8 protein-coding genes, 6 tRNA genes and 3 rRNA genes are annotated in these 13390 nt (G+C 58.2%); 1 reads left to right on the top strand and 16 read right to left on the bottom strand.

Features of this window, described 5'->3' with window-relative positions; translation table 11 throughout:
* Nucleotides 1-281: 281 nt before the first annotated feature.
* The 16 genes from rplL to AC24R4_RS17855 all read right to left on the bottom strand — a co-directional run bounded on the left by rplL (nucleotide 282) and on the right by AC24R4_RS17855 (nucleotide 11116).
* Nucleotides 282-656, bottom strand: coding sequence for a 50S ribosomal protein L7/L12 (gene rplL / locus AC24R4_RS17930; RefSeq protein WP_029051590.1), 375 nt, complete (start codon nucleotides 654-656; stop codon nucleotides 282-284).
* 60 nt (nucleotides 657-716) lie between these two features.
* Complete coding sequence (gene rplJ, locus AC24R4_RS17925) at nucleotides 717-1238, bottom strand: 50S ribosomal protein L10 (RefSeq protein ID WP_029051589.1); 522 nt, start codon at nucleotides 1236-1238, stop codon at nucleotides 717-719.
* A 368-nt stretch (nucleotides 1239-1606) separates the two neighbouring features.
* Nucleotides 1607-2302: a 50S ribosomal protein L1 gene (rplA, locus tag AC24R4_RS17920; protein ID WP_029051588.1), complete on the bottom strand. Its 696-nt coding sequence runs from the start codon at nucleotides 2300-2302 to the stop codon at nucleotides 1607-1609.
* Nucleotides 2303-2734: a 50S ribosomal protein L11 gene (gene rplK / locus AC24R4_RS17915; protein WP_010810467.1), complete on the bottom strand. Its 432-nt coding sequence runs from the start codon at nucleotides 2732-2734 to the stop codon at nucleotides 2303-2305.
* A 163-nt stretch (nucleotides 2735-2897) separates the two neighbouring features.
* Entirely contained in the window at nucleotides 2898-3479 is a 582-nt protein-coding gene (gene nusG / locus AC24R4_RS17910) for a transcription termination/antitermination protein NusG (protein WP_008649197.1), read from the bottom strand.
* Nucleotides 3480-3489: 10 nt separating this feature from the next.
* Nucleotides 3490-3870 carry a preprotein translocase subunit SecE gene (secE, locus tag AC24R4_RS17905; protein WP_029051587.1) on the bottom strand — a complete coding sequence of 127 codons (381 nt, stop codon included), beginning with the start codon at nucleotides 3868-3870 and terminating at the stop codon, nucleotides 3490-3492.
* A 59-nt stretch (nucleotides 3871-3929) separates the two neighbouring features.
* A tRNA-Trp gene (locus tag AC24R4_RS17900) sits at nucleotides 3930-4005 on the bottom strand.
* 88 nt (nucleotides 4006-4093) lie between these two features.
* Complete coding sequence (gene tuf / locus AC24R4_RS17895; protein ID WP_029051586.1) at nucleotides 4094-5284, bottom strand: elongation factor Tu; 1191 nt, start codon at nucleotides 5282-5284, stop codon at nucleotides 4094-4096.
* A gap of 44 nt (nucleotides 5285-5328) precedes the next feature.
* Nucleotides 5329-5403: transfer RNA gene (locus AC24R4_RS17890), tRNA-Thr, on the bottom strand.
* 37 nt (nucleotides 5404-5440) lie between these two features.
* A tRNA-Gly gene (locus tag AC24R4_RS17885) sits at nucleotides 5441-5514 on the bottom strand.
* Between the two features lie 50 nt (nucleotides 5515-5564).
* Nucleotides 5565-5650, bottom strand: a tRNA-Tyr gene (locus AC24R4_RS17880).
* A 278-nt stretch (nucleotides 5651-5928) separates the two neighbouring features.
* Nucleotides 5929-6042: ribosomal RNA gene (gene rrf / locus AC24R4_RS17875) — 5S ribosomal RNA — on the bottom strand.
* A 122-nt stretch (nucleotides 6043-6164) separates the two neighbouring features.
* Nucleotides 6165-9045: ribosomal RNA gene (locus AC24R4_RS17870) — 23S ribosomal RNA — on the bottom strand.
* Between the two features lie 311 nt (nucleotides 9046-9356).
* Nucleotides 9357-9432, bottom strand: a tRNA-Ala gene (locus AC24R4_RS17865).
* Between the two features lie 12 nt (nucleotides 9433-9444).
* Nucleotides 9445-9521: transfer RNA gene (locus AC24R4_RS17860), tRNA-Ile, on the bottom strand.
* Between the two features lie 63 nt (nucleotides 9522-9584).
* Nucleotides 9585-11116: ribosomal RNA gene (locus AC24R4_RS17855) — 16S ribosomal RNA — on the bottom strand.
* The 16S, 23S and 5S rRNA genes sit together here with 5 tRNA genes alongside, the layout of an rRNA operon.
* Nucleotides 11117-11684: 568 nt before the next feature.
* Here AC24R4_RS17855 and AC24R4_RS17850 point away from each other — a divergent pair.
* Complete coding sequence (locus AC24R4_RS17850; protein WP_487523435.1) at nucleotides 11685-13376, top strand: AMP-binding protein; 1692 nt, start codon at nucleotides 11685-11687, stop codon at nucleotides 13374-13376.
* Nucleotides 13377-13390 lie beyond the last annotated feature (14 nt).

Below are 13390 nucleotides of genomic sequence, written 5' to 3'. Positions count from 1 at the left end.
CACGTCCGGGGGACACCCGACCAAACTTGTCTTCTGCAGTCGGTTCAGAAGACAAACATCAGCAACCACCTAGTGTGCCACTGATGTTTGGCTTCTGCTGAGGCAGCGATGGATTATCGCCTGCCAAGCAAAGCTTAATTCACATTTCACCCATCCGGGCCGGTTTGCGCCGCTTCTCGGGTGCCGGATCGAACACCTCCGCAGAAGCGCAAAAAGGCTGGCGCCGGGAATTTCCCTTTGCCAGCCCCTGCCGCGTGCCACAGAGGCACGCGCGGTACCACTTACTTGACGTCGACCTTGGCGCCGGCGTCTTCCAGCTTCTTCTTGGCTTCGTCGGCAGCGGCCTTGTCCACGCCTTCCTTCACGGGCTTCGGTGCGCCATCGACCAGGTCCTTGGCTTCCTTCAGGCCCAGACCGGTGATTTCGCGCACGGCCTTGATCACGCCAACCTTGTTGGCGCCGACTTCGGCCAGGATCACGTTGAACTCGGTCTTTTCTTCAGCAGCGGCAGCACCGCCAGCGCCCGGGGCAGCAGCCACAGCCATGGCAGCAGCCGACACGCCAAACTTCTCTTCGAACGCCTTGACCAGGTCGTTCAGTTCCATCACGGACATCGCGCCAACGGCTTCCAGGATGTCGTCTTTAGTGATTGCCATTTGGATTACTCCTACTAGATTTGATTCGGGATCGGTATTGCGATCTGTCTATGCGGCAGCTCAGGCGGCCGGGGCTTCCGCTTCCGCGGGAGCGCCTTCGGCGTTCTTGGCAGCCAGTGCGGCCAGCAGGCGGGCGAAGCCCGACACCGGCGCCTGCATCACGCCAAGCAGCTGCGAGATCAGTTCTTCACGGCTCGGGATCGAAGCCAGGGCCTTCACGGCACCAGCGTCGAGCACCTTGCCGTCGTACGACCCAGCGCGCAGGACCAGCTTGTCGTTGGTCTTGGCAAAGTCGTTCAGAACCTTGGCCGAGGCCACTGCATCTTCGGAAATACCGTAGATTAGCGGACCGGTCATCTGCTCTGCGAGGGCTGCAAACGGCGTACCTTCGACGGCACGGCGAGCCAGCGTGTTCTTCAGAACGCGCAGGTACACGCCTTGCTGACGAGCGTTGGCACGCAGCTTGGTCAGATCGCCAACCGCAATGCCGCGATATTCGGCCACGACGATAGTCTGGGCCTTGGCGACTTGCGCCGAGACCTCAGCAACGACGGCCTTCTTATCTTCAATATTGAGTGGCACGGTTAAGCTCCAAAACGATGCGTATTCGACGGTTGCCCGCCAAACGGCGCATCAGTCCAAACGAACGGCGTCCGATTGGCCCGAATCCACAGGATTGCTCCGGCGTCATCAATCCCTTCGGGTGCGCCATCTGCGCTGGCGGGCCGGCTGCCATCGGGGCAAGCCCCGCATGTGCCGACCGATTAAGTCCACGCTGCCAGAGGCGGTGTGAACACCAGCGGTCTTTGATAACCAGCAGCACCTGCCGCGCGCCATGCGCGCCGCTGATGCCACTGCCCAAAGCCTTGCGACGATCGCGGCACTGCCACGATCCTCAATTCCTGCCCTGGCCGGTGTTATCGGGATCCGGTCAGAGGATTGCCGTCAGCTCAGGCCGACAGCGAGGTCTGTTCGACGCGAACACCAACGCCCATCGTCGACGACACGGCCACCTTGCGCAAGTACACACCCTTGCTGGTTGCCGGCTTGGCCTTGACCAGGGCGTCCAGCAGGGCGCTCAGGTTGCTCTTCAGAGCGGCGTCGTCGAACGAACGGCGACCGATGGTGGCGTGGATGATACCGGCCTTGTCGACACGGAATTGCACCTGACCAGCCTTGGCGTTCTTCACGGCCTGGGCCACGTCCGGCGTCACGGTGCCAACCTTCGGGTTCGGCATCAGGCCGCGCGGGCCGAGGATCTGGCCCAGCGTACCGACGATACGCATCGTGTCCGGCGAAGCGATCACGACGTCGAAGTTCAGGTTACCGGCCTTGACTTGCTCGGCCAGGTCTTCCATGCCGACCACTTCGGCGCCAGCAGCCTTGGCGGCCTCGGCCTTTTCGCCCTGGGCGAACACGGCCACACGGACGCTCTTGCCGGTACCAGCCGGCAGCACGACGGAACCGCGAACAACCTGGTCCGACTTCTTGGCGTCGATGCCCAGTTGCACGGACACGTCGATCGACTCGTCGAACTTCGCCGAGGCGCAGCTCTTCACCAGGCCCAGGGCCTCGTCGATCGGGTAAAACTTGGTACGCTCGATCTTCGCCTTGTTGGCGGCGACGCGCTTCGAAACCTTAGCCATTTACAGACCCTCCACGGTGATGCCCATCGAACGCGCCGAACCAGCGATCGTACGCACGGCGGCGTCGAGGTCGGCGGCGGTGAGGTCAGCGTTCTTGGCCTTGGCGATTTCTTCAGCCTGGGCGCGGGTAATCTTGCCAACCTTGTCGGTATGGGGCTTCGGCGAACCCTTGGTGATGCCTGCTGCCTTCTTGATCAGCACGGTCGCCGGCGGCGACTTCATCACGAACGTGAAGCTCTTGTCGGCGAAGGCGGTAATCACCACCGGCACCGGCAGACCGGGTTCCATACCCTGGGTCTGGGCGTTGAACGCCTTGCAGAACTCCATGATGTTCAGACCACGCTGACCCAGTGCGGGACCAACGGGCGGGGAGGGATTTGCCTTACCAGCCGGAATCTGCAGCTTGATAAAGCCAATGATCTTCTTGGCCATCTTTACTCCAATCCGGACCTGTTCCTGTTGCGGAAATCAGATCCTGTTGAGTCGTAACGCGCTATCGCCATGCCGGGGCAGGGCCTCACGCTCCTCTTCGGGCCGGCCTTCCGGCCGCCCTATCCTTCCGCCGCCACCCTTGCGGGCCGCCGCGGAGAAATCCTTAAACCTTTTCGACCTGGCCGAACTCGAGCTCGACCGGCGTTGCGCGCCCGAAGATCGTGACCGTCACGCGCAGGCGCGACTTTTCGTAGTTCACTTCTTCGACGTTGCCGTTGAAGTCGGTGAACGGGCCGTCCTTGACGCGCACCATTTCGCCCACTTCGAACAGCGTCTTGGGACGCGGCTTCTCGACCCCTTCCTGCATCTGGGTCATGATCTTGTCGACTTCCCGCTGGGAAATCGGGCTCGGACGGTTACGTGCACCGCCCACGAAGCCGGTCACCTTGCTGGTGTTCTTCACCAGGTGCCAGGTTTCGTCGGTCATTTCCATTTCCACCAGGACGTAGCCGGGGAAGAAACGACGCTCGGTCACCGACTTGTGACCGCCCTTGATCTCTACCACTTCTTCCGAAGGCACCAGGATGCGACCGAACTTGTCTTGCATCTCGGCGCGCTCGATGCGCTCCTGCAGCGCGCGCTGCACGCTCTTTTCCATGCCGGAGTAGGCGTGCACCACGTACCAGCGCTTCTTCGACGAAGGCGATTCTGCGGCCGTGGTTTCCTGCTGAGCGTTATCCGTCATGTGCTACCTCTTATTTCCAGCCCAGGACAAGGGAGAAGATCACCCACTCGATGAGCTTGTCGGCCGACCACAGGAACAGCGCCATGATCACCACAAAGGCAAACACGAGGCCCGTCATCTGACCGGCTTCCTTGCGCGTCGGCCAAACGACCTTGCGAACTTCCCGGTACGATTCACGTGCGAATCCCACAAAGTCCTTGCCCGGCGCGGAGACCAGCGCCACGACGACGCCCAGGGCGAGGCCGGCAAAAAGCGCGGCGCCACGTACGTACGACGGCTGCTGAGCCAGCGCGTAGAAACCGATGACTCCGGCAACCACCAGGAGCACCGCAGCGACGAGCATCCACTTGCCGCTCGAGGCGCCTACGGTTTCGACATTGGGATTAGCCATGTTTCGCAAACGAGACTAAGCCGCGTCACAAGTCTTACTCGCGACGCGGCTGATTGATTTGGCAGGGGCAGAGGGAATCGAACCCCCAACCTTCGGTTTTGGAGACCGACGCTCTGCCAGTTGAGCTATACCCCTAAAACAACTTTGGGGCCGGCTTCAAGCCAACCCCTCTGGCAAACGAACGCGACAGGTTGGTATCGCGCTCGCCAGTTCGACCAATTGCTTAGTCGAGGATCTTTGCCACAACGCCGGCGCCGACGGTACGGCCACCTTCGCGGATTGCGAAGCGCAGGCCTTCTTCCATGGCGATCGGGGCGATCAGCTTGACGGTGATCGACACGTTGTCACCCGGCATGACCATTTCCTTGTCCTTCGGCAGCTCGATCGAGCCAGTCACGTCGGTCGTACGGAAGTAGAACTGCGGGCGGTAGTTGTTGAAGAACGGCGTGTGACGGCCACCTTCGTCCTTCGACAGGATGTAGACCTCACCCGTGAAGTGCGTGTGCGGCTTGATCGAGCCCGGCTTGCACAGGACTTGACCACGCTCAACGTCTTCGCGCTTCGTGCCGCGCAGCAGCAGACCCACGTTGTCGCCGGCTTGACCTTGGTCCAGCAGCTTGCGGAACATTTCCACGCCCGTGCAGGTCGTCTTCACCGTCGGGCGGATACCCACGATTTCGATTTCCTCACCGACCTTGACCACGCCACGCTCGATACGGCCGGTCACCACCGTGCCGCGACCCGAGATCGAGAACACGTCTTCCACCGGCATCAGGAACGTACCGTCAACGGCGCGCTCCGGCGTCGGGATGTACGAGTCCAGTGCGTCGGCCAGGTTCATGATGGCCACTTCGCCCAGCTCGCCCTTGTCGCCTTCCAGCGCCAGCTTGGCCGAACCCTTGATGATCGGGGTGTCGTCGCCCGGGAAGTCGTACTTCGACAGAAGTTCGCGCACTTCCATTTCCACCAGTTCCAGCAGCTCGGCGTCATCGACCATGTCGCACTTGTTCAGGAACACGATGATGTACGGCACGCCAACCTGACGGGCCAGCAGGATGTGCTCGCGCGTTTGCGGCATCGGGCCGTCGGCAGCCGAGCAAACCAGGATCGCGCCGTCCATCTGCGCGGCGCCCGTGATCATGTTCTTCACATAGTCAGCGTGGCCCGGGCAGTCAACGTGGGCGTAGTGGCGGTTGGCCGTCTCGTATTCCACGTGTGCGGTGTTGATCGTGATGCCGCGTGCCTTCTCTTCCGGCGCTGCGTCGATTTCGTCGTACTTCTTGGCCGCGCCGCCGAACTTCGCAGCCAGCACCGTGGCAATCGCTGCCGTCAGCGTCGTCTTGCCGTGGTCAACGTGACCAATCGTACCTACGTTCACGTGCGGCTTGGTCCGCTCGAACTTTTCCTTTGCCATTTCGCGACTCCTGTCTCGGTAGCAATTGCCAGTGCGGGTATTGATGGTGCCCATGGGCAGGATCGAACTGCCGACCTCTCCCTTACCAAGGGAGTGCTCTACCACTGAGCCACATGGGCGAATCTTGACTTACTTTTGCGACGGCAACCTGGAGACTGGAGCGGGTGAAGGGAATCGAACCCTCGTCGTAAGCTTGGAAGGCTTCTGCTCTACCATTGAGCTACACCCGCCCGGTTACTTCCTGCTTCACCGGCTTTCGCCAGGTTGTTGTCTTGCATTCTGGTGGAGAGGGCTGGATTCGAACCAGCGTAGGCGTAAGCCAACAGATTTACAGTCTGCCCCCTTTAGCCACTCGGGCACCTCTCCGCAGAGAACTTGTGATTATGGTGTAACTTACCGGGGCTGTCAAGTGCTTTCCGTTGAAGAAAGCAACTTTGCGGATCGCTCCAGAAGCCTGCAATACGTCGCCAGAAGGCTTCGTTTGCGGACCAGAATCATCGATCTGAAATCGACGCTCTCACCCTATAGGGCACGCTGGAAGCCGCTTCCGGCGCCTCTGAGAGGCCGATCTGTCGCTTTTGCGTTTCACGCCCGCAAAAGCAAAACCCCCAAGCTTTTGGGGCTTGGGGGTTCTGGGTATAAGAGCCTGGCGATGACCTACTTTCACACGGGTAGTCCGCACTATCATCGGCGCAAAGTCGTTTCACGGTCCTGTTCGGGATGGGAAGGGGTGGTTCCAACTCGCTATGGTCACCAGGCATGAGGGGTTGCCGCGCTGACATGCATCAGCGCAGCGAATCTGGGGTGTAGTAAAGGGGTTGTGTTGTATGCCTGTGGCACACGCGGACTCTGGTCCAACCAGGTCAAACACACTGGTTATAGGATCAAGCCTTACGGGCAATTAGTACTGGTTAGCTTAACGCATTACTGCGCTTCCACACCCAGCCTATCAACGTCCTGGTCTCGAACGACCCTTCAAGGAGGTCAAGCCTCCAGGGAATCCTCATCTTCAGGCGAGTTTCCCGCTTAGATGCTTTCAGCGGTTATCTCTTCCGTACATAGCTACCCTGCGATGCCTCTGGCGAGACAACAGGTACACCAGCGGTACGTCCACTCCGGTCCTCTCGTACTAGGAGCAGCCCCCGTCAAGATTCCAACGCCCACGGCAGATAGGGACCAAACTGTCTCACGACGTTTTAAACCCAGCTCACGTACCTCTTTAAATGGCGAACAGCCATACCCTTGGGACCGGCTACAGCCCCAGGATGAGATGAGCCGACATCGAGGTGCCAAACACCGCCGTCGATATGAACTCTTGGGCGGTATCAGCCTGTTATCCCCAGAGTACCTTTTATCCGTTGAGCGATGGCCCTTCCATTCAGAACCACCGGATCACTATGTCCTGCTTTCGCACCTGCTCGACTTGTCGGTCTCGCAGTTAAGCACGCTTTTGCCATTGCACTTTAGGTACGATGTCCGACCGTACCAAGCGTACCTTCGAACTCCTCCGTTACACTTTGGGAGGAGACCGCCCCAGTCAAACTGCCTACCATGCACTGTCCCCGACCCGGATTCACGGGCCAAGGTTAGAACCTCAAACAAACCAGGGTGGTATTTCAAGGACGGCTCCACGTGAACTGGCGTCCACGCTTCAAAGCCTCCCACCTATCCTACACAGATCGGCTCAAAGTCCAATGCAAAGCTACAGTAAAGGTTCATGGGGTCTTTCCGTCTAGCCGCGGGGAGATTGCATCATCACAAACACTTCAACTTCGCTGAGTCTCGGGAGGAGACAGTGTGGCCATCGTTACGCCATTCGTGCAGGTCGGAACTTACCCGACAAGGAATTTCGCTACCTTAGGACCGTTATAGTTACGGCCGCCGTTTACCGGGACTTCAATCAAGAGCTTGCACCCCATCATTTAATCTTCCGGCACCGGGCAGGCGTCACACCCTATACGTCCACTTTCGTGTTTGCAGAGTGCTGTGTTTTTATTAAACAGTCGCAGCCACCATTTTATTGCAACCCCTTCACCCTTCTGGCGCAGGCCAGTCAAGCTACCAGGGCGTACCTTATCCCGAAGTTACGGTACCAATTTGCCGAGTTCCTTCTCCCGAGTTCTCTCAAGCGCCTTAGAATACTCATCTCGCCCACCTGTGTCGGTTTGCGGTACGGTCTCGTATGACTGAAGCTTAGAGGCTTTTCTTGGAACCACTTCCGATTGCTTCGCAGCACTAGGCCGCTCGCCCCACATCCTTGAATTCCGCGCCCGGATTTGCCTAAGCGCCTTCTCCAATGCAGGGACCGGGACTTCCAACACCCGGACAACCTTCCGCGATCCGTCCCCCCATCGCATCATACGACGGTGCAGGAATATTAACCTGCTTCCCATCAGCTACGCATCTCTGCCTCGCCTTAGGGGCCGACTCACCCTACGCCGATGAACGTTGCGTAGGAAACCTTGGGCTTACGGCGAGGGGGCCTTTCACCCCCTTTATCGCTACTCATGTCAGCATTCGCACTTCTGATACCTCCAGCATCCTTTACAAGACACCTTCACAGGCTTACAGAACGCTCTCCTACCACGCACATTGCTGTGCGTCCGCAGCTTCGGTATATAGCTTAGCCCCGTTACATCTTCCGCGCAGGACGACTCGATCAGTGAGCTATTACGCTTTCTTTAAAGGGTGGCTGCTTCTAAGCCAACCTCCTGACTGTTTTAGCCTTCCCACTTCGTTTCCCACTTAGCTATATTTGGGGACCTTAGCTGGCGGTCTGGGTTGTTTCCCTCTTGACACCGGACGTTAGCACCCGATGTCTGTCTCCCGTGATTGCACTCTTCGGTATTCGGAGTTTGCTATGGCGGGGTAATCAGCAATAGACCCCCCAACCATGACAGTGCTCTACCCCCGAAGGTGAGACACGAGGCACTACCTAAATAGTTTTCGGAGAGAACCAGCTATTTCCAGATTTGTTTAGCCTTTCACCCCTATCCACAGCTCATCCCCTAACTTTTCAACGTTAGTGGGTTCGGTCCTCCAGTACGTGTTACCGCACCTTCAACCTGGCCATGGATAGATCATCTGGTTTCGGGTCTACACCCAGCGACTCAACGCCCTGTTCGGACTCGCTTTCGCTACGCCTTCCCTAATCGGTTAAGCTTGCCACTGAATGTAAGTCGCTGACCCATTATACAAAAGGTACGCCGTCACCCGTTGCCAGGCTCCGACTGTTTGTATGCATGCGGTTTCAGGATCTATTTCACTCCCCTCCCGGGGTTCTTTTCGCCTTTCCCTCACGGTACTGGTTCACTATCGGTCGATCACGAGTATTTAGCCTTGGAGGATGGTCCCCCCATCTTCAGACAGGATTTCACGTGTCCCGCCCTACTTGTCGCACACCTAGTTCCACAAATCTGTTTTCGCATACAGGGCTATCACCTGCTATGGCCGGGCTTTCCATCCCGTTTTGCTAACAGTTCTGCTAAAGAGTGCAAGGCTCTTCCCATTTCGTTCGCCACTACTCTGGGAATCTCGGTTGATTTCTGTTCCTGCAGCTACTTAGATGTTTCAGTTCGCCGCGTTCGCTTCCCTTGCCTATGTATTCAGCAAGGGATGACCCATTCGGGCCGGGTTTCCCCATTCGGACATCTCCGGATCAAAGCTTGTTTGCCAGCTCCCCGAAGCTTTTCGCAGGCTACCGCGTCCTTCATCGCCTGTGATCGCCAAGGCATCCACCACATGCACTTGTTCGCTTGACCCTATAACGAGTGTGTCTAACGTCTCCGCTATCCACGCTGGCTACAGGTCTGAGTTCTCGCGTTTGTGCCGTATTCCAAGTCATCTTTCGATCACTTAAATACATTTTGGTTGATACAATCACAACCCGGTATCGCGTTTGTACTGCAGCGTCTCATCAACGCTTCGCGACACCTTTACTACATCCCATATTGTTAAAGAACAGCCGACTTATCGTCGCTTGGCAATGCCAAATGAAAGCACTCGGCACTGAATGCTTTCATTTGACTACCAACCAGGTCGTCTCGTTACCCCGATCCTCGATCAAGGTAAGTGGTGGAGGATGACGGGATCGAACCGACGACCCCCTGCTTGCAAAGCAGGTGCTCTCCCAGCTGAGCTAATCCCCCGCGTAGATAACTTGGTGGGTCTGGTAGGACTTGAACCTACGACCCCCGCCTTATCAAGACGGTGCTCTAACCACCTGAGCTACAGACCCTTGGCTGTAACAGCAAACAAACCGATAAGTGTGAACGCTTGACTTGTGAACACAAGCCTCTGGAAAGGAGGTGATCCAGCCGCACCTTCCGATACGGCTACCTTGTTACGACTTCACCCCAGTCATGAACCCTGCCGTGGTAATCGCCCTCCTTGCGGTTAGGCTAACTACTTCTGGCAAAACCCACTCCCATGGTGTGACGGGCGGTGTGTACAAGACCCGGGAACGTATTCACCGCGGCATGCTGATCCGCGATTACTAGCGATTCCAGCTTCACGTAGTCGAGTTGCAGACTACGATCCGGACTACGATGCGTTTTCTGGGATTAGCTCCCCCTCGCGGGTTGGCAACCCTCTGTACGCACCATTGTATGACGTGTGAAGCCCTACCCATAAGGGCCATGAGGACTTGACGTCATCCCCACCTTCCTCCGGTTTGTCACCGGCAGTCTCTCTAGAGTGCCCTTGCGTAGCAACTAAAGATAAGGGTTGCGCTCGTTGCGGGACTTAACCCAACATCTCACGACACGAGCTGACGACAGCCATGCAGCACCTGTGTCCACTTTCCCTTTCGGGCACCTGATGCATCTCTGCTTCGTTAGTGGCATGTCAAGGGTAGGTAAGGTTTTTCGCGTTGCATCGAATTAATCCACATCATCCACCGCTTGTGCGGGTCCCCGTCAATTCCTTTGAGTTTTAATCTTGCGACCGTACTCCCCAGGCGGTCAACTTCACGCGTTAGCTACGTTACTGAAGAAATGAATCCCCAACAACTAGTTGACATCGTTTAGGGCGTGGACTACCAGGGTATCTAATCCTGTTTGCTCCCCACGCTTTCGTGCATGAGCGTCAGTGACGTCCCAGGGGGCTGCCTTCGCCATCGGTATTCCTCCACATCTCTACGCATTTCACTGCTACACGTGGAATTCTACCCCCCTCTGACATACTCTAGCCTTGCAGTCACAAGCGCAATTCCCAAGTTGAGCTCGGGGATTTCACGCCTGTCTTACAAAACCGCCTGCGCACGCTTTACGCCCAGTAATTCCGATTAACGCTCGCACCCTACGTATTACCGCGGCTGCTGGCACGTAGTTAGCCGGTGCTTATTCTTCCGGTACCGTCATCCGCCCCAGGTATTAACCAGAGCGTTTTCTTTCCGGACAAAAGTGCTTTACAACCCGAAGGCCTTCTTCACACACGCGGCATTGCTGGATCAGGGTTGCCCCCATTGTCCAAAATTCCCCACTGCTGCCTCCCGTAGGAGTCTGGGCCGTGTCTCAGTCCCAGTGTGGCTGATCGTCCTCTCAGACCAGCTACTGATCGTCGCCTTGGTGGGCCTTTACCCCACCAACTAGCTAATCAGACATCGGCCGCTCCTGCTGCGCGAGGCCTTGCGGTCCCCCGCTTTCACCCTCAGGTCGTATGCGGTATTAGCTAATCTTTCGACTAGTTATCCCCCACAACAGGGTACGTTCCGATGTATTACTCACCCGTTCGCCACTCGCCGCCAGACCGAAGTCCGCGCTGCCGTTCGACTTGCATGTGTAAGGCATGCCGCCAGCGTTCAATCTGAGCCAGGATCAAACTCTTCAGTTCAATCTCTGTGTGGTGCCGAAGCACCTCGCTCTTTCGAGCGGTCGCTCACTCTCAGAAAACTGACTGGTTCACGTCTCGCGACGCAAACCAACATGTTTTACTGTGCGAGCACTGATAACTTTTGAAGCATCACGAAGCCGAAGCTCCGTGGCGTTCGCCATCAAGCGCCCACACTTATCGGTTGTTTGTTTGTTAAAGAACCCGAGCGACCGGCTTTGCCGTTCGCTGTCGCCGCGTCTTTCGTCGCAGCGGAGAAACGAGATTATGCAGAGCATTCAACGTTTCGTCAACAGTTTTTGCAGAACTTTTTTCTGCCGGCCGGTGCCGCGAACCTCGCAACCCCAACCTTCTGCCAACCCCGCAACCGTTGTCGCCGCTGCGTTTGCAGCGCGCTTTGTGTTGCGAGGGGGCGAATATTAGATGGGATTGGCCGGGGGCGCAAGCGCTTTCCGCGAAAAGTTCAAAGCGCCCGAATCGGCCCAACTGTCACGGGGGAGACAGCCTTGGTTTCGGAACTGTCCTAAGCTGGCAGCCAACCTATCAGAAGACGCTGTTGAAGGAGACACCCATGAAGCCATCCGTGCCCATCGACCGTTCACACGTGGTTGGTGCGACCGATATCCCGCTGTCCGACGATACGATCCCCGCACTGCTGGCGCGTGCCGTCACGGCAAACCCCGACGGTGACGCAGTGGTCTTCCGGGAGCAGTCCATCCGCTGGACCTGGCGGGAATTTTCCGATCAGGTCGACCGGCTGGCCACCGGCCTGCTGGCCAGAGGGATCTCCCCCGGCGACCGGGTCGGCATCTGGTCGCCAAACCGGGCGGAATGGCTGGTGACGCAATTCGCGACCGCCCGGATTGGCGCGATCCTGGTCAACATCAACCCCGCCTACCGTCAGGCAGAGCTGGAATACGCGCTAAACAAGGCCGGCGTGCGGATGCTGATCACGGCGACGCGATTCAAGTCGAGTGACTATCTAGGCATGCTGCAGGCGCTGGCACCAGAATTGTCCGATGCGACGCCTGGCCAGTTGCGCGCCGCCCGCCTGCCCCATCTGAAGTCAGTGGTTCGTCTGGGCGAAGACCCGACGCCGGGCATGCTCAACTATGCCAGCCTGCTGCAGCCGCCCGAACGCGGCGTGCTCGATACCGTCACTCGCCAGCTGGATGCCCAGGACCCGATCAATATCCAGTTCACCAGCGGCACCACCGGCAACCCCAAGGGCGCGACGCTGACGCATCACAACGTGGTCAACAACGGCCGCTTCGTGGCCATGGCCATGCGGCTGGGTGCCGCCGACCGCCTTTGCATTCCCGTCCCGCTATATCACTGCTTCGGCATGGTCCTGTCCGTGCTGGCCTGCGTGTCAGTCGGCGCCTGCATGGTCTTTCCGGGCGAGGCATTCGATCCACTGGCGACCATGCAGGCCGTTTCCGAAGAGCGGTGCACCGCGCTGCATGGCGTGCCGACCATGTTCATCGCCCAGCTCGATCATCCGGACTTCCGCCAGTTCGATTTCTCGACCCTGCGCACCGGTATCATGGCTGGCGCCCCGTGCCCGATCGAAGTGATGAAGCGAGTGGTCAATGACATGCATATGGCGGAGGTGACAATTGCCTACGGCATGACGGAAACCAGCCCGGTGTCGTTTCAGAGCGCCACCGACGATCCGCTCGACAAGCGCGTGGCCACGGTGGGCCGCGTCCAGCCGCACCTGGAATGCAAGGTGGTCGATGCCACGGGCGCCATCGTACCGCGCGGCGAGACCGGCGAACTTTGCACCCGTGGCTACTCCGTGATGCGGGGCTACTGGGACGACGACCAACGCACGCGCGAGGCCATCCGCGACGGCTGGATGCATACGGGCGACCTGGCCACCATCGATGCGGACGGCTATTGCAACATCGTCGGACGCGTCAAGGACATGCTGATCCGTGGCGGCGAGAACATCTATCCGCGCGAGATCGAGGAATTCCTGTTCCGCCATCCCAAAGTGCAGGCGGTACAGGTGTTCGGCGTGCCCGACCCTAAATACGGCGAGGAAGTCTGCGCATGGATCGTGCTCAAACCCGGACAGTCCGCCACCGAGGACGATATCCGTGCCTTCTGCCGCGACCAGATCGCGCATTACAAGATTCCGCGCTATATCCGCTTTGTTGAAGAAATGCCGATGACTGTGACGGGAAAGGTGCAGAAGTTTGTCATGCGTGACACCATGATTCACGACCTCGGGCTGCAGCAGGCCGTCACGGCGTAATTCTTGAGATTCTG

The sequence above is a fragment of the Cupriavidus sp. CER-90 genome, assembly GCF_057652055.1.
This window is presented reverse-complemented; position numbering and strand designations above follow the sequence as displayed.